Source organism: Modicisalibacter luteus DSM 23508, from assembly GCF_000378505.1.
In the GTDB taxonomy this organism is placed as follows: domain Bacteria; phylum Pseudomonadota; class Gammaproteobacteria; order Pseudomonadales; family Halomonadaceae; genus Modicisalibacter; species Modicisalibacter luteus.
This window is the reverse complement of the sequence record NZ_KB900014.1, coordinates 1-17,281: the sequence shown is the minus strand read 5'-3', so window position 1 is coordinate 17,281 and position 17,281 is coordinate 1. Positions and strand designations below refer to the sequence as shown.

13 protein-coding genes and 1 pseudogene are annotated in these 17,281 nt (G+C 58.0%); 4 read left to right on the top strand and 10 right to left on the bottom strand.

Annotated features, from left to right (window positions below; all coding sequences use genetic code 11):
• Positions 1-88 precede the first annotated feature (88 nt).
• Complete coding sequence (locus F568_RS23575) at positions 89-568, top strand: phospholipase A (RefSeq protein WP_083933082.1); 480 nt, start codon at positions 89-91, stop codon at positions 566-568.
• 71 nt (positions 569-639) lie between these two features.
• On the opposite strand, the gene egtD is transcribed toward F568_RS23575, so the two are convergent.
• From egtD to F568_RS0121110, 5 genes are all read right to left on the bottom strand, one after another.
• Positions 640-1,620, bottom strand: coding sequence for an L-histidine N(alpha)-methyltransferase (egtD, locus tag F568_RS0121130; protein WP_019020748.1), 981 nt, complete (start codon positions 1,618-1,620; stop codon positions 640-642).
• Positions 1,617-2,927, bottom strand: a complete 1,311-nt coding sequence (gene egtB, locus F568_RS0121125; RefSeq protein ID WP_019020747.1) for an ergothioneine biosynthesis protein EgtB — start codon at positions 2,925-2,927, stop codon at positions 1,617-1,619. Before egtB ends, egtD begins: the two co-directional genes overlap by 4 nt.
• Positions 2,928-3,018: 91 nt before the next feature.
• Positions 3,019-3,522 (bottom strand): tetratricopeptide repeat protein, encoded by a 504-nt coding sequence (locus F568_RS23570; RefSeq protein ID WP_019020746.1) that lies wholly within the window; start codon positions 3,520-3,522, stop codon positions 3,019-3,021.
• A gap of 209 nt (positions 3,523-3,731) precedes the next feature.
• Complete coding sequence (locus tag F568_RS0121115; protein ID WP_019020745.1) at positions 3,732-4,664, bottom strand: manganese catalase family protein; 933 nt, start codon at positions 4,662-4,664, stop codon at positions 3,732-3,734.
• Positions 4,665-5,085: 421 nt separating this feature from the next.
• A complete protein-coding gene (locus F568_RS0121110) occupies positions 5,086-6,267 on the bottom strand; it encodes a BaiN/RdsA family NAD(P)/FAD-dependent oxidoreductase (protein WP_019020744.1) in 1,182 nt (393 codons plus the stop codon).
• Between the two features lie 171 nt (positions 6,268-6,438).
• Here F568_RS0121110 and F568_RS0121105 point away from each other — a divergent pair, with 171 nt between their 5' ends.
• The 3 genes from F568_RS0121105 to F568_RS0121095 all read left to right on the top strand — a co-directional run bounded on the left by F568_RS0121105 (position 6,439) and on the right by F568_RS0121095 (position 12,530).
• Positions 6,439-7,551, top strand: coding sequence for an efflux RND transporter periplasmic adaptor subunit (locus F568_RS0121105; RefSeq protein ID WP_019020743.1), 1,113 nt, complete (start codon positions 6,439-6,441; stop codon positions 7,549-7,551).
• Entirely contained in the window at positions 7,551-10,655 is a 3,105-nt protein-coding gene (locus F568_RS0121100) for an efflux RND transporter permease subunit (protein ID WP_019020742.1), read from the top strand. The genes F568_RS0121105 and F568_RS0121100 overlap by 1 nt, the downstream gene beginning before the upstream one ends.
• Before the next feature lie 201 nt (positions 10,656-10,856).
• Positions 10,857-12,530, top strand: a complete 1,674-nt coding sequence (locus tag F568_RS0121095; protein ID WP_019020741.1) for a BCCT family transporter — start codon at positions 10,857-10,859, stop codon at positions 12,528-12,530.
• Positions 12,531-12,618: 88 nt separating this feature from the next.
• Here the strand turns inward: F568_RS0121095 and F568_RS0121090 are convergent, their stop codons facing one another.
• The 5 genes and pseudogenes from F568_RS0121090 to F568_RS25320 all read right to left on the bottom strand — a co-directional run.
• Positions 12,619-13,341: a 3'-5' exonuclease gene (locus F568_RS0121090; RefSeq protein WP_019020740.1), complete on the bottom strand. Its 723-nt coding sequence runs from the start codon at positions 13,339-13,341 to the stop codon at positions 12,619-12,621.
• Positions 13,342-13,346: 5 nt separating this feature from the next.
• Positions 13,347-15,260 (bottom strand): DUF294 nucleotidyltransferase-like domain-containing protein, encoded by a 1,914-nt coding sequence (locus F568_RS0121085; RefSeq protein ID WP_019020739.1) that lies wholly within the window; start codon positions 15,258-15,260, stop codon positions 13,347-13,349.
• 54 nt (positions 15,261-15,314) lie between these two features.
• Entirely contained in the window at positions 15,315-15,524 is a 210-nt protein-coding gene (locus F568_RS26455; protein ID WP_371827868.1) for a sensory rhodopsin transducer, read from the bottom strand.
• 54 nt (positions 15,525-15,578) lie between these two features.
• Complete coding sequence (locus F568_RS23565; protein WP_019020738.1) at positions 15,579-16,628, bottom strand: SDR family oxidoreductase; 1,050 nt, start codon at positions 16,626-16,628, stop codon at positions 15,579-15,581.
• A 34-nt stretch (positions 16,629-16,662) separates the two neighbouring features.
• Positions 16,663-17,281, bottom strand: a pseudogene (locus F568_RS25320) (hypothetical protein); the annotation flags it as partial.

Below are 17,281 nucleotides of genomic sequence, written 5' to 3'. Positions count from 1 at the left end.
GCGCCGTGTCGATATTCATTATGCCTTCACGCTGCTGGGATGCTCGCTGATCTGTCTGAACAAGCTTCAAGGTAGGTTTTGAAAGGCACTGTTAACCTTCCTTGGCTGGACCAATACACAAAATCGTATTGGATACGCCCACCAGTCGAACGGACAATCCGAACCGTTGTCACGCAGTTGGAACCGGCTATATGCCGATTTCCTGTTCCAGCGTGGCGACTGGGCCGTTAGCATCGCGCCCCACTGGCGAATTCCCGAAAGCGATAAAGACGACGATAACCCCGATCTGGAAAACTATATCGGTTACGGCGATATCACGGTCGTTCGTGCCTTCGGCGATCAGGAGTTTTCGCTACTGTTAAGGGGTAACCCCGACAAGCACCATTACGGCGCCCAACTTGATTACACCTTTCCGCTGGCCGGCAAGGTTCGCGGTCATGTCCAGTATTACGACGGTTATGGAGAGAGTCTGATCGATCATGACCAGGACGTGCAGCGTCTAGGCATCGGATTCAGCCTAAACACCTTCCTGTCCGGAGTTCCCGGAACCGAAGCGTTGGTACACTGACGCCGCCTTGTAAAGACGTCCAAAAAAACAACGCCGGCTTGTGCCGGCGTTGTTCGTTCAAGCCCTGCCCATTATCCGGTCCGTTGCAGATAATGAATGCTGAACAGGCGGTCCGGATCGGTCCATAGGGCTCGCGACTCGAAGCCCGCCCCCGCAGCCAGTGTTTGAAAGCCCTCAACGCTGTACTTATAAGAATTCTCGGTATGCAAGGTCTCGCCCTGCTCGAAGTGAAAGACCTCGCCAGCCACCCTAATATCCTGATTGATATCGCTGACCAGATGCATCTCGATGCGTGAGTGCGCATCGTTGTAGAAGGCATAGTGGGAGAAAGTCGCAGGGTCGAGATCGCCATCGAACTCATGACGCATGCGCTCAAGCAGATTGAGGTTGAAAGCAGCGGTCACACCGGCGGCATCGTTGTAGGCGGCATTGAGGATCGCTTCATCCTTGATCAGGTCGACACCAATGAGCATCCCGCTCCCTGACGGCAACAAGGAGTGCAGGCCACGCAGAAAAGTGTCCGCCTCGTCCGGCGAGAAGTTGCCGATGCTCGAGCCCGGAAAAAAGGCGACAGGGTGCTCACACTTCATCCCGGCCGGCATCGTCATGCATTGGGAAAAGTCGGCACAGGCTGCATGCACATCCAACCACGGATAGTCCGCCGCGAGACGACGCGTACTGTCCAGCAGAAAGTCGCGGGAGATATCGATACCCAGATAGCTGGTCGGGCGCACCGCCTCGAGCAGCAAGCGCACCTTGCGACTGGCACCGCTGCCCAGCTCGATCAACGTGGCATCCTTGCCTACTACATGGGCAATATCGTCAGCGGCGTCACGAAGAATGGCTTCTTCCGTGCGTGTCGGATAATACTCGGGCTGCACGCAGATCCGATCGAACAGCTCCGAGCCACGCAAGTCGTAGAAAAACTTGGGCGACGAAGTCTTGGGTGACGCTCGCAAGCCTTGCAGCAGTTCGTCCCGGAGCGACAGCGAGGCAGCGGGCGGATGCTGGTCATGAAAGCGTACGGCCGCCGCGTTCGGCATCATGGTCATGCACATGCCTCCCGTGCCAGACGAAATCCCGAGAACGCCCAACGCGCATGCGGAGGGAAGAAATTGCGGTAGGTCGCACGGATATGGTCGGCCGGCGTAGCACAGCAGCCACCTCGCAACACCATCTGGCCGGACATGAACTTGCCGTTGTACTCACCCAGGCTTCCCGGCAATTTGCGGAATCCCGGATAGGGTCGGTAGGCACTGCCGGTCCACTCCCAGACATCCCCGAACATTTGTCCCGGTATCTCAGTGGATGTAGCCGGCGCGATCGCGACCGGTTGCAGATGGTCCTGCTCGACGAAGTTGCCTTGCATGGGCATATCTCGGGCCACCGTCTCCCACTCGGCCTCGGTAGGTAGGCGCGCTCCGGCCCATTGGGCATAGGCATCGGCCTCGTAGAAGCTGACATGACATACCGGCGCATTCATATCCACTGGCACCAGACCACCCAAGGTATAGTGGTGCCAGATCCCGTCCCGCTCGACCCAGTAAAGCGGCGCCTTCCAGCCTTCCGCCTTGACCGTGGCCCAGCCATCCGAAAGCCAATAATCGGGCTTGTCGTATCCCCCCGCCTCCATAAACCTGAGGAACTCGCCATTGGTCACCGGGCGGTCGGCAATCTGGAACGCCTCGACGAATTGGCGATGACGCCCCATTTCGTTGTCGTAGGCAAAAGACTTATCGGTCTCATCATGGCCGATGTGCCGCACCCCGGCAGGATAGGCATGCCAACCGAGCTCACCCACCTCATGGGCAGGGGGCGGCGAGAGGTCGTCCCGGTAGGCGGGACACAGCGGATTCTGGGCGAGGATATGCTTGATGTCCATGAACAACAGTTCCTGATGCTGCTGCTCATGAGGCAATCCCAATTCGAGACGGTGGAGAATCTCCGGTAGATATTCCTGCGGAGGGTCGATGAGCAACTCTTCCATGGCCCGATCAATGTGCGCACGGTAGCGATAAACGTCATCAACAGTAGGCCGTGAAATCATGCCGCGATCAGGGCGTGGAAACGGCGTACCGTGGGTCTCGTAATAAGAATTGAAAAGATAATCGTACGCTGGATCGAGAGTTCGGTAGGAAGGATGATACGGCTTGAGGATGAATGCTTCGAAGAACCAGCTGACATGGGCAATGTGCCATTTCGGGGGGCTGACGTCCGGCATGCTCTGCACCATGTAGTCTTCAATGTGCAGAGGAGCGCAGATCGTCTCGGTCGCAGCCCGAACCCGCTGGTAGTAGCGAAGCCATTCCTTGGTGTGCGAGGTGTCCGGCGTGTCGAGTCGCTGGGCAAGAGGGGGCATGTCAGGGCTCCTTGCTCGTGCTTGGCATCCATGATGAGTGCCAATAAGCGTAGCAGGCCCCTTCGAATAAACATGTAACTATAGGTAAAAACTACTGCCCGGATTGAGACGTAGCCGAGCTTGCTTTCTTCGCTTGGTCCTGACGCGCCTGCTTGAGCTGCTCACCAGTCATGAATTCCGCGTAGGACTGCATGGCAGCCTGGGCTTTTTCTTCCCCGTTTCGAGCCGCCTTTTCCATCCATCGATAGGCATGCACATAATCTTGCGGCACCCCATCCCCGGCACCGTATGCCTCGCCCATGCGGTATTGGGCCTCGGCCAGACCCTGCTCGGCCGCCTTTCGGTACCATTTCACCGCCGTCACCATGTCCTTCTCGACACCTTGTCCAAAGGCATACATCCTGCCCAGACTATACTGGGCTTCTGGCACGCCCTGCTTGGCTTCTGCCTCGACCTGCTGGAACGCCTCGGCATACTTGCCGGTCTGTTCGGCCCCGGCGAGGTTCGTCTCAGTCTGCGACATGACTGGCCCTACCATGCATGTCGTCAACACGAGCAAAAACGAGAATGCCCCGACTATTCTCGTGACTTCCATGTTTCAACTCCTTCTTGACCCAACCACTCGCGCTCTTGGCGAAAACGTAGTCAGCAATAAAGGGGCGGACAAGCTCAAGCTGCTAGATTCGCGCTTTGCCTGTAGAAGTTTGCAATCATCTGCGTTTGGCTGGAGCGCAATCGTTCGGGTAGGCCTAGATAACAAATTCAGAAAGCCACAGCCTGAGGCCTACCCGCAATACACACCGCTTAGTCGTACTTACTCCACTGGTTGCTACCCTTGGGTACGGCGTTCTTTACTTCCTTGCTTCGCATACTGCTGATTTCCTTGCTCTTCTTTTCTGCTTCATCCTTGCTCATGGCCGTGTCTTGAGGCTGCTGATCGCGAAGCCCGTTGGTTTCCCTCACGACTTGCCTAGGGTCATCGATATACTGCCAAGGCTCGCCTAGCAGCGGGCTGACACCTTCGTTCCAAGGGCCACGTGCGTCTTCGCCTTGGGACATGTTGAAGTAAAGATTGGTATAGCGCGGATCGCCCTGGACCACACCCGGTGGAAAATTGGGCTCAAGGGTGGCAAGTGCCGCCTCGAACATCTGATGGTGAGCCACTTCACGAGTCATCAAAAACTTGAGCGTCTCTTTTACATCGGGATCGTCAGTGAACTGCATCAAGTATTCGTAGGTAATCTTGGCGCGGGACTCCGCGGCGATGTCCGAGCGCAGATCGACCGTCAGCTCCCCGTTGGCATCTACATAGTAACCGCTCCATGGCACGCCTTGGCTATTGGTAACGGATGGACTCCCGCCGCTGACACCCAAGAACAGCGGGTTGGTCATGGCATCATGGATCAACCCCTCCTTGCCTGCCTTGCCGGTAACCATCTGCATGATTTCCGACTGCTCGGAGATATCCTTCAGTTCGCCGTTGACTCCGTTCATCAGCATTTGGATCGTGGCACCAACGATCTCTAGATGACTAAACTCCTCCGTTGCAATATCCATCAACATGTCATATTTGTCTGGATAGGGTTGCCGGGCGGCAAAAGCTTGCGTGAAGTACTGCATAGCGGCTTTCAGTTCCCCGTTTACGCCCCCGAATTGCTCCAACAGAAGACTGGCGAACTTTGGGTCGGGTTTCGAAACGCGCGCGTTAAACTGCAGCTCCTTCGCATGGTAAAACATCGCTATCTCCTTAATTTAACACTACGCCGATTGGCGCAGCTCTACCCAACATAGGCAGCCGAGTCGGAGATCTCAAAAAATTAATTGTTACGAATAAGAAGTTTCGTGACAAAACAAACCAACTAGGAAATAAATGGCAATCGCTTGGAAACAATTCACAAAGACTCTTCATTGCCCCAACCCGTAACCCACTTGGCCCGGACAGATTGCTATTTAACCCCCACTACCGGCTCATTCATGCATGGCATGAATAACTAATTGCGCTCATACAACTGCAATAGTTTCGCAACATTAGAATCCAAACTCTCTTACCGCCTGGCCTTTACCTCACCATCAACCTAAACAACAACTAAATATTACGAGATTTTTAAAAACGACCTTGAATATACCACTTATATAATAAGCATTTATGCTATTGGAATTATAGCGACTGGCCGCAAGCCACCCCCGACGACCAGGCCCACTGGAAGTTATGGCCACCCAGCTCCCCTGTGACGTCGAGCACCTCCCCAATGAAGCGAAGCTGCGGTAATCCCTTGACCTCAAAGGTTTTCGAGGAAATGGCCGACGTATCAATACCGCCCAGGGTCACCTCGGCGGTACGCCAGCCTTCGGTACCCGCTGGTTTAATGCGCCATTGACCGAGGCGCTCACTCCACGCCTCAAGTTCCCTGTTGGACTGCTCGGCCAGAATACCCTCACTACCATGCCACTCCACCAATGCTTGAGCCAGACGCTTGGGCAGCCGTTCCGCCAGCCAAGTGGAGAGTTGGCGCCTGGGTGTTTCGTGGCGAGCTTGTACCAACGAATCATAGGCATCGGTGCCGGGAAGCAGATCGACGATAAGCTCATCGCCAGGCTGCCAGTGGCTGGAGGTCTGTAGCATCGCCGGCCCAGACAGCCCTCGGTGGGTAAATAGCATCGGCTCGCGATAGTGCCCTGCGTTGCAGGTTACCTCGACCTGGCAGGCAACGCCGGAGAGCGCCGAGGCACGCTCCTTCCACAGGGAGGTCAGGGTGAACGGTACCAGGGCCGCTCGGGTCTCGGTCACCTGTAGGCCGAACTGACGGGCTATCTCATAACCGAAGCCGGTGGCTCCCATGGTCGGGATAGATAACCCGCCTGTGGCCACCACCACGATACCGGCATCGATTCGTCCGGCTGAGGTGGACAGGCGCATGCCCTCGCCCTGTCGTTCGATACGCTCGATTCGTGTATCCAGTCGAATCTCGACGCCCGCCCAATCGCATTCGGTAAGCAGCATGTCGAGAATCGGGCGTGACGAGTCGGCACAGAACAATTGTCCGGGGGCCTTCTCTACCGGTTCGATCCCATGGCGTTCGACCAATTCGAGGAAGTGCTCTGGGCGATAGCGCTTGAGCGCAGAAATACAGAAATGAGGGTTGTTGGAAAAGAAATTTCCCGGCCCGGTATTCATATTGGTGAAGTTGCAACGCCCCCCGCCGGACATGAGGATTTTTCTGCCGGGCTTTTTGGCATGGTCGAGCACCAGTACACGCCGTCCGGCATAACCGGCCGTCAGCGCGCACATCAGCCCGGCGGCGCCAGCACCGATCACGACGACATCAGGGTTGAGGGGCATTGTGGATCACTCCAGGTACGTTATTCGGGCGGCATCCTAACACGCCCAAGTAAGGAAATTTTTCGCAAGTATTATCCTCGTTCCATTTCCTTTCGCATGCTGCCTGTACCATCAGATATCTGTCGGGCCGATAATCGGTAATCTGCTTACGCTCTCCAGGTCAGAAACGCCATGCACACACGACTGTACGCTGCTGCACGACGCCTGTCGGTCACCATGGGACTGTTAACGCTGTCCTGCCTGCTTGTACAGCCAAGCCAGGCTGCCGAGCCAACGCCAATCATCGCCGCTCGCGCCGATCAGCGTGCCTGGAGCACCCCGCTGGAGGCGCTGGGCACGCTGCGTGCTGACGAGAGCGTGACATTGTCTGCGACTGTTACGGAAATCGTCTCGGCGGTAAATTTTAGTGATAACGAGCGTGTCGAGTCAGGCAAATTGCTCATTCGTCTCGACGATAGTGAAGTCCAGGCGGAGTTACGGGCAGCCCAGGCGACACGTGCCGAGCGCAACAACGTGCTACAACGTTCGACCCAATTGGAATCCCGCAATCTTGCGCCGCGCGCCGATGTCGAGGATAACCGGGCCCGCTTGCAACAGATCGACGCCGAGATCGAGGCCATTCGCGCCCAACTGGCCGATTATCATATCAGGGCTCCCTTCGACGGCGTGGTCGGTTTCCGCGACATCAGCCCAGGCGCTTTGGTCACGCCGGGTATGGATCTGGTGACGCTCGACAAGCTGGACACGATGAAGCTCGATTTCAGCGTACCTGCCGTTTACTTGTCCGCACTTCGCCAAGGGTTGCCCTTGATAGCGACGACCGCCAGCTATCCCGAGGCGAGGTTCGAGGGCCAGGTCACCAGCCTCGGCACTCGCGTCGACCCAGTCACCCGCACGATCGCGGTACGAGCCAGTCTACCCAACCCGGAGTTGCGTCTGCGCCCCGGCATGCTCATGGAAGTCACGCTCGAGCGTGAGCATCGTCAAGCATTGGTGTTACCTGAGGAAACCCTTATTGCCAGCGGTAACCATCAGTACGTACTGACAATCGATGAAGCAAACGGAAATCTCGTACAGCGTCGCCAGGTAACGCTGGGGGAGCGACGAGCCGGGGTCGTGGAAATCACTGAGGGGCTTGTCCCGGGCGACTTGGTAGTGAGTCATGGGGTACAGCAGGTGCGGGAGGGTGAGCGTGTCAGTATTTTGGGGATCGACGATGGCAGTATCGACATCTCCGAACTGCTCCGCCGCAGCCGTGACACGCCGCCAAGGGAAGGTGCCTGATGCGCCTGTCCGATATCTCCATCCAGCGCCCGGTCCTCGCTACCGTCTTTTCGCTGCTGTTGATCGCGTTCGGCCTGCTGGCCCTGGATCGCCTTCCACTCCAGGAATACCCAGCCATCGATCCGCCCATCGTCAGTATCGATACGAACTATCCCGGTGCCTCGGCCAGCGTGGTGGAGACCCGGGTCACCCAACTGATCGAGGACAGCATCGCCGGCGTCGAAGGGATCCAGGTGATCGAGTCCTCCAGCGAGGACGGCCGCTCGAGCATCAACGTCGAGTTCGCGTTATCGCGCGATATCGAAGCAGCCGCCAATGATATCCGCGACCGAATTTCCGGATCGGCGGATAACCTGCCCGATGAGGCGGACCCGCCTGAGATCGAGAAGGCAGACAGCAGCGAGGACGTGGTGCTGTGGCTCAGCCTGTCGGGCAAGAGCTATACGATCCCCGAGCTCACCGATTACGCCAACCGCTACCTGGTCGACCGCTTTTCGGTACAGCCCGGTGTCGCCCGGGTACGGGTAGGTGGCGATCAGGAATACGCCATGCGCGTCTGGCTGGACCGCAATGCGCTAGCGGCACGCAACTTGACCGTAGGCGACATCGAGGATGCCCTGCGTGCCGAAAACGTGGAGCTGCCCGCCGGTGCCATCGAATCCGAAAAGCGTCAGTTCGTGGCCCGCTTGCCCCGTAACTTCGCCACACCGGAAGATTTTCGTGCCTTGGTCATAACTGAGGGCAACGACGGTTATCTGGTACGGCTCGCTGACGTCGCTGACGTCGAGATCGGTGCCGTCGAGACGCGCACTCTGTTTCGCGGCAATGGAACCCCCATGGTCGGGCTGGGAATGATGCGTCAATCCACCGCCAACGTGCTGGAGATATCCCAGGCCGTAAAAGCCGAACTGGAACGCGTACAGCCCACTCTCCCTGAAGGCATGTCACTGACCCTGCACTTCGATTCGTCGGTATTCGTCGCCGGGGCCGTCCACGAAGTCATAACCACGCTGTTCGTGGCCATGGGTTTGGTGGTCGTGGTGATATTCCTGTTTCTCGGCAACCTGCGTACTACGCTCGTGCCCGCCGTTACCGTCCCGATTTCGATCATCGCCACCTTTATTGCCCTAGCAGTATTCGGCTTCACGCTCAATCTATTGACATTGCTGGCCCTGGTGCTGGCCATCGGCTTGATCGTCGACGATGCCATCGTGGTGCTCGAGAATATTCATCGCCGCATGCATGTCCATGGTGAGTCGCCCCTAGTCGCCGCCTACCGTGGCACGCGCCAGATCGGCTTTGCGGTCATCGCCACCACACTGGTGCTGATTGCGGTATTCGTGCCGCTGAGTTTCCTGCAGGGCGATATCGGTCGGCTGTTTTCTGAATTTGCCCTGACCCTGGCTGCCGCCGTGGCGTTTTCCAGCCTGATTGCGTTGACGCTCGCCCCCATGCTGGCATCCAAGTTGCTGTCCCGGCGCATGCAGGAGAGCCGGTTGGCACAAACGATCAATACCCTGCTCGAGTTCAGCCAGCGCTACTATCGTGCGCTCCTGCTCCGCGTACTCAAGCTACGTCTAGTCATCGTAGCCATGTTCGCCGTCCTGGTCGGTGCCAGTGTCTGGCTCGCTGACCAACTCCCCAACGAATACACGCCGCGCGAGGATCGTGGCAATTTCTTCATCTTGGTCAACGGCCCGGAAGGGGCCACGTTCGACTATATGCAGGAGTACATGGATGAGATCGAGGCGCGCCTGCTGCCAATGCGCGAGTCCGGTGAAGTCGATCGAATCCTGATCCGCGCTCCGCGGGGCTACGGCAATCTGGAAACGTTCAATAGCGGTTTCGCCATCGTCAACCTGACCGACTGGAGTGAGCGCCGTGCTGCCTGGCCGATCATGGACGAGGTGCGCGAGCGGCTGGCCGGTCTCCCCGGCGTTCGCACCATCCCGATCATGCGCCAAGGCTTCGGCGGCAACGTAGAAAAGCCGGTGCAGTTCGTGCTGGGAGGAGGCACCTACGAAGAGCTGGCCGCATGGCGAGATACCATGCTCGAGCATATTCGTGAGCACAATCCGCGCCTGACCGACCTCGACAGTGACTACCAGGAGACCCAACCGCAGCTACGCATTGAGATCAATTATGATCGTGCCGCCAGCCTGGGAGTGACCGTCACCGAGATCGGCCGGACACTCGAAACCCTGCTGGGAGGGCGCAACGTCACACGCTTCGTCGACGACGGCGAAGAGTATGACGTCATCGTCGAAGGCAAGCGATCAGATCAACGCAGCCCACGATCGCTCGAAAACATCCAGGTGCGCTCGGCACGCAGCGGTGAACTGATTCCCTTGGCCAGCCTGGTCACGCTCAGTGATTATGCCGGCGCCAGCGAACTCAATCGTTTCAACCGCGTACGCGCCATCACGCTCGAAGCCGACTTGGCAGACGGCTATCCGCTGGGTGAGGCGCTGGACTACCTGGAGCGCACCGCCGACGAGATTCTGCCTGCCGAGGCCCAGACAGACGTCAAAGGTGCGTCGCGAGACTACCGAGAGGCCAGCGGTGCGACGACCTTCCTGCTGATCCTGGGGGTGGTGGTCGTGTTTCTGGTATTGGCTGCTCAGTTCGAGAGTTTCATTCATCCCTTCGTCATCTTGCTGACGGTACCGCTGGCCATGTGCGGCGCCCTGTTCGGCCTCTGGCTGACGGGACAATCGCTGAATATCTATAGCCAGGTGGGCCTGGTCATGCTGGTTGGGCTAGCTGCCAAGAATGGGATACTTATCGTCGAGTTTGTCAACCAGTTGCGGGATCAGGGTCGGGCTTTCCACGATGCGCTAGTGGAAGCCTCGGTAACCCGATTGCGGCCGATCCTGATGACAGCGGTGACTACCATGGCCGGCGCCGTCCCTCTGATCGTATCGACCGGAGCCGGGGCCGAAACCCGTGCCGTCATCGGCTTGGTCATCCTTTGCGGTGTCGCCGCGGCGACGCTGTTCACCTTGATTGTGGTTCCGGTAGCCTATGACTTGTTGGCCCGTCACACCGGGTCGCCGGGTGATGTCAGCCGACGCCTTCAGCACGAAATGGAAGAAGTGCACTAGGTCTCGGTAATGAGCGCTAGTGCAATACGAACGAAACATGCCTATCGAACCCATGCGGGTTTATCGCCTACACTTAGCGCGTCGCGGTACACGAATACGATGTACCGGCAAGATAGCTATGATATTGGGCGTCCATCCGTCCCACATCGACATCTTTTGTCTGGAGATCGTTAAATTCACGGCCCACAGGGAGATATCCACGTGGCAAATCACTCTTCGCAAGACCATGATCCACCCCAGGAAGGCACCAATGAAGGCATTCCCGCACCTGAAGGTCCAGCCAACCTGATCGATACGGATTACGTAATCGGTCAGGATAATGTCTCGAGCAGGAAGTTCGGTCTGGATTTCGACCTGCACGGCAAAGTCTTCACGATATCCGCGCTGATGATCCTGTTCTTCACGATCATCACTTTGGCGCTGCAAGACCAGGTCGACCCGATCTTCAACGGGGCGAAAAGCTGGCTGACAGGCAATCTCGCCTGGTTCTTCCTTTTGGCAGCCAATGTTTTCGTGATTCTCACCATCGTCTTGATCTTTACGCCGCTGGGAAAAGTGCGCATCGGTGGGGCGAAGGCCAAGCCGGACTTCAGTTATGCCGGGTGGTTTGCCATGTTGTTCGCCGCCGGCATGGGCATTGGTCTGATGTTCTATGGCGTCTCCGAACCGCTGACTCACTATGGTACTGCGATCGGCGGGACCACGACGGGTGAAAACGGGCTTCGTACGGACTGGGCTCCCCTGGGCGCTGCACTCGGCAATGAGGAAAACGCCATCTCGCTGGCAATGGCCGCGACCATATTCCACTGGGCCCTGCACCCTTGGGCTATCTACGCCGTGGTCGCCCTGGCTCTGGCCATCTTCTCGTTCAATAAAGGGTTGCCGCTAACCATGCGCTCGATCTTCTATCCCATACTGGGAGAGCGCATTTGGGGCTGGCCGGGTCATGTCATCGACATTCTGGCGGTGTTCGCTACCCTATTCGGCCTGGCGACATCGCTAGGACTTGGGGCCTCGCAAGCTGCCGCCGGCCTGAATTTCCTTTTCGACGTTCCCAACAATAACGTCACCATTGTACTCCTGATACTCGGCATCACCCTGGTTGCCTTGTTATCGGTCATGGCGGGCGTCGATAAGGGCGTGCAGCGGCTATCGCAGCTCAACATGGTTCTGGCCTTCTTGCTGCTGCTGTTCGTGATTGCGGTAGGCCCGACGCTGATGATCGCCACCGGGTTTTTCGAGTATCTGTGGTCTTACGTCACTCACTTGCCGGCACTTTCGAACCCCTTCGGGCGCGAGGATGCCAACTTCAGTGAGGGTTGGACTACGTTCTACTGGGCATGGTGGATCAGCTGGTCACCGTTCGTTGGCATGTTCATCGCTCGGGTCAGCCGCGGTCGTACGGTGCGTGAGTTCTTGATCGCCGTACTACTGGTACCTTCGATCGTCTCGGTACTCTGGATGACCTCCTTTGGCGGCACGGCTATCAACCAGTTGGCAGCCAATGGCTTCGAAGGGGTCAAGGACGCTGCACTCGAGCTACAGCTGTTCGTGATGCTGGGCCAGCTGCCTTGGACGGCAATCACGTCCTTTGTGGGGATCGTGCTGGTCATGGTGTTCTTCATCACGTCCTCGGACTCCGGCTCGCTGGTCATCGATGCCATCACTGCCGGTGGCAAGGTCGATGCACCCAAGCCGCAGCGGGTATTCTGGGCACTCATTGAAGGTGCCATCGCCATAGCCCTGCTGTTGGGGGGTGGGCTGACGGCCCTTCAGGCCGCGGTCATATCCACTGGGCTTCCCTTCACCCTGGTACTGTTGGTGGGCTGTTATGCCATCGTCAAGGGGCTCATGAGCGAACCTCGCTCACACTAACAGCAATTACCCATACCATGAACCTGAGGCGGCCTGCGGGCCGCCTTCTTCGTTTTCGTTTGCGATGGTGAAAACCTAACTCTGCCTGTCACACCCACAGCGTTTCGATGGGAGTGTGTGGCGTATGGTGGTGGGCAATCTGCGCCTGCAGCAATTCCGCCGTGGCCAACGCATCGGTCAACGCATGATGCGAGGTGTACGCCGGCAGGCCATAACGGTCGCGACTGTCCTGCAGGCGAATCGAAGCCGGACTCTTGCCCAGCCAGGACGTCAGCTTGGCTCGCCAAGAATGGCGGTAGCGGTTCGCCTCTAGCACCATGGTATCGAGCATCGGGAAACGTATACCCTCTCCCATCCTGGCCTCGAAGGCCGAATCGAGAAATGCCCGCTCCAGGCGATGATAATGGGCCACGACCAGCCTGCCTGCCATCATCCCTAACAACTCATCGGCGATGTCGCTCAGATCAGGTGCCTGCTCGACCTCCGAGTGGGTAATGTGGTGGTAAGGAATCGAGCTCTCGGTCAGTGGCCGGGGCGGCTTCACTACCCAGTAGCGGCCAGCCCCAGGCATGATCCGCTGTAGAGTGAATGGCACCAGCCCAATACTGACAATGGCATGCCGGCTTGAATCCAGCCCGGTGGTTTCCATATCCAGCGCCAGCATGGGCGTATTGCAAATGGGCGTGTCCGGTGCCGGGCAACCGGCCGAGAAATAACGCTTCAGGCGCGGGTCACGTGCCCGGGCGGCGCGCTCGGCCAAGTATTCCTGCCAGCTGTACTGTTGCGAGTTATCCAGACGAAACGACAGCATATGAACTAGCGTGACCGGGGCATGGGGTAGCGAAACCCCAGGAATTTCTGCGCATTGCTCAGCACAAGAAAAGCTTCCTTGAGATTGTGACGTTCTTCGGAAGAGACGTTTTCCGGCTCGATATTGTTGTCCGGCTCTCGTTCTTCCTCGATATCCAGTGCCTGGTGACGAATGCGCACCATGGAAATGAACTCCAGGGCGTAGCGTATCCGGTCCCCGCTTCCCTCCGGTAACAGCTGGGTCTGGGCGATGTCATCGAGACGCGCAAAGGAGTTTTGGGCACGAGATCCACACGCCAGGGCATGCACCCGGATCAAGTCGACCATCGGTGCGATTCCTCGTCGCTTGAGGTTGATCGAATTCTTGTGTTCGCCCGTGTTCTCCATCACAAAGCCGCGAAAGAACCCCAGAGGTGGCTTGCGATTTAGCGCATTACGGGCCATGGCCGCCAGGAATTTAGGACTCTGTGAGGCCTGCTCCGCCACGAGATCCTGTAACTGCTCGACAAATGTCTCTTCGCCATGCACGGCATCCAGATCGAAGAAGATCGAACTATCGAGCAAAGCCTGGGGGTCGGGCCGGGCTATCCAGTCGTCGAAATAGCGCTTCCACACGGCAAGCGGCTGTCGCCAGCGCGGATTGGTCGCCATGATGTTGCCTTTGCAATAACTGTAGCCACAGGCGGCCAACCCATCACTGACCTGCTGCGCCAGCGCAGCGAAATATTCATCATGCCGCTCGGCATCGAAGCGGTTATCCAATACCAGGGCGTTATCCTGATCGCTGACAATGGCCTGTTCATTCCGCGCCATGGAACCGAGTGCCATGAAGCAGTAAGGCACGGGGGGCGGGCCTAGCGCTTCCTCGGCGAGTTCCACCAACCGCCGCGTAAAACTGCGGCCGATGGAGGATAATGCACTGCCGATCATTCGCGAATCGGCGCCATCGGCCACCATGCGTACAAAGGCAGCGCGCACGTCCGAGCTCAGTTGAGCCAGCCCTTTGATGCTCGTCTGGCTGAAGATGTTGTTGACCAGGTACAAGCTGCTGTTCGTCTCGTAGCGCACGATATCCGACAGGTGCAACACGCCTACTGGATAACGGCGATGCAGCACCGGCAAATGATGAATGTTGTTGCGAAGCATGCACAGCATGGCTTCATGAATCGACTCGTCGGACTGGATAGTGCGTGGCGGCCTGCTCACGATCTCGACGACGGGCAGATCTGCAGACAGACCGGGAGCCAATACCCGGTTGCGGAAATCGACATCGGTCAGAATGCCTATCAGCGTCCAGGATTGGCCATTGTTATCGATGAAGGAGTGCCGCGCATCGTCATCGTCGGCATTCGGGGACGCCTCGTATACCAGCGCCGATGTGACGTTCTCCTCGCACATGCGGCGGGCAGCCTCCTGCACAGAAGCCGAGGCTTCGATCATCACGGGACGGCGGGTAAGGAGCTTGCGCACCCGAGTGATCAACATGTCGTTGTTCTGACGATATTGCTCGACTGTGGCTTCCAGTCTCGGGCGCTCCAGTTCGACGAAGTCGGCGAAGTTATCGTCCTGCTCACATAAGCGCCGAAACACGTCGGCGGGTATGTAGTAAAGCAGCGTATCCTCGATAGCCTTCGACGGAAACCGCACCGGGTGATGCCTCAGCAGGCTGAATTGGCCGAAGATATCGCCCTCGCCCAGCCGATTGTAGAGTTCACCGCTGCGCCGATACACATCCACTGCCCCTTGGCGGATATAACACAGCTCGTTGATCGTCTGCCCGTAGTGATGGATATCGGAACCTGCCTTGAAATAGGCAATTTCGATATGGCTGGCCACGTCGTCGAGAAGTTCGTCCGAGAGGGTATCAAAGGGTGCAAAACGCCCCATGTGTTCACGCACTTCCAGTAATTCGACGCTCATTCAGGAGTCCTTTCGCCTATTCCTTGCTTACAGGCTTCATGAAGCTTTAGGCATTCAACAATCATTACAGCCAGTTCTCTGTCCACCATTCTCGGTAGCGCCCCCTTTCGAGCCAAACAACGTTACCCCTCGGCTCGCGGGAAACGCTACCGTGCTCAACAATGCCAGTTCACACTGGCGCGAGTCGAGCCGTGAGTGCTGCACGACGATCGGTACGCTGGATTCGAAGACACTGGCGCATAAGGGGAAGGGATCTTCGGCAATGCCCCACCAGGGGCACCCTGCGTATCGTGCACGGCATTTTTCCTGGACGACCCTTCAATGGCGCGACAGCGCCAAGGGATCGTCATGACGTTGCGAGCGTTGTCGACTACGCTGCAGTGTTGCGCAAAGCGCCACCCCGGCAAGTATCGCTGCCCCGGCTATCATTCCCACCTTGGCGCGGTGGGTGGTCATCCAAAGCTGACAGCTATCGTCATGGGACTCGCTATTGAAGCGACCGCGCGCACCCGAGTCGCCTTTTACCGTCTGCCACAGGTTATCGGAGCGATCGGGGTCTTCCCTCTCCGGCGTCTGCTGTCCACTGACCGCCGTCTTGGCCAGAAAGCGATCCATCAGCCCGGGTGCCAGCTTATTGCCCCAGATGGTTAATACCGATGACATGCCGACATACACCTGACGCCGACGCTGATGCGCGGCCCAGTAAACGGCACGCGCTCCCACTTCGGGTTGATACACGGGGGCCATAGGGCGTGCACGCTGGGGTAGATGGCTCTTGCACCAATCGAACTGCGGAGTGTTGAGTCCGGGCATTTCAACGAGAGTCACATGTACGTCACTACCTTCATTCATCAACTCGCAACGCAGTCCTTCGGTCATGCCCTTGATGGCATGCTTGGCGCCACAATAGGCGGTTTGCAGCGGAATCGGCCGATATGCCAGCGCCGAGCCAATCTGCACGATAGTGCCGTGATTCCGAGGACGCATGCGCTTGAGTGCCGACATGGTTCCGTGAACATAGCCCATATAGGTGACCTCGTTGACCCGTTTGAACTCGTCCGGACTCATCTCGTGCAGTGGCGAGAATACCGTCGTCATCGCTCCATTGACCCAGATATCGATAGGGCCGAGTTGCTGTTCGATGGCGTCGGCCGCCTGCTCGACCTGATCGGCATCGGCCATGTCCGCACTGACCGTCACGGCCATTCCGCCTAACGCCTCGACTTCGCTCTTAACGGCCTCGAGGCGGCGTTGATTGCGCGAGATCAGCCCCAGAGACGCGCCATGTCGGGCGAATTCACGAGCCACCGCACGGCCCAGGCCCGCCCCGGCGCCGGTGATGACTACGACTTCCTGACGTTTATCCATGTCGTTACCCCTCTCCATTTTCGTGAAGCTTGGCTCAACCTCGCTTCTGCTGACGCCTCCGGCTAGCCCCCCATAACAGCACGCCACCGGTGATTACGGCACCGGCCATCGCTGCGGCCCGCCGGTTAGCCTGACGTTGTACCCGGGCGCGACGCTGGACGATATCCCGTTCCGGTGGCCCATCTCGGAGCACGCCCCGCGAAGTGTCCATAGCCATGTGCAGCACTTCGGCGATATGCAACGCTTGCCGGTTCGTGGTCTCGGCGATTTGCTCACGGCAGCTGAAACCATTGGTGATAATCAAGGTGTCCTCAGCTGCGCCGCGCACCTTTGGCAGCAGCACCCGCTCGCCGGCGCCAATCGACACATCATATTTCTCTTTCTCGAAGCCGAACGAGCCGGACATGCCGCAGCATCCGGAATCGAGGATTTCGTAATCCAGCCCCATCTTCTGCATCAGCGCCTGCTCCGCATCGAGATGCATAATGGCCTTGTGATGACAATGACCATGCACCAGCGCCTTGCGCTCGAGCCTGGGCGGCTGGTAGTTCTCGGCCCGGTTCACCAGGAAGTCGCTGAACATCATGCTGTTGTCGTGGAGCCGCCGGGCCCGGGCATCATCGGGAAACAGGTTGGTCAACTCATCGCGGAAC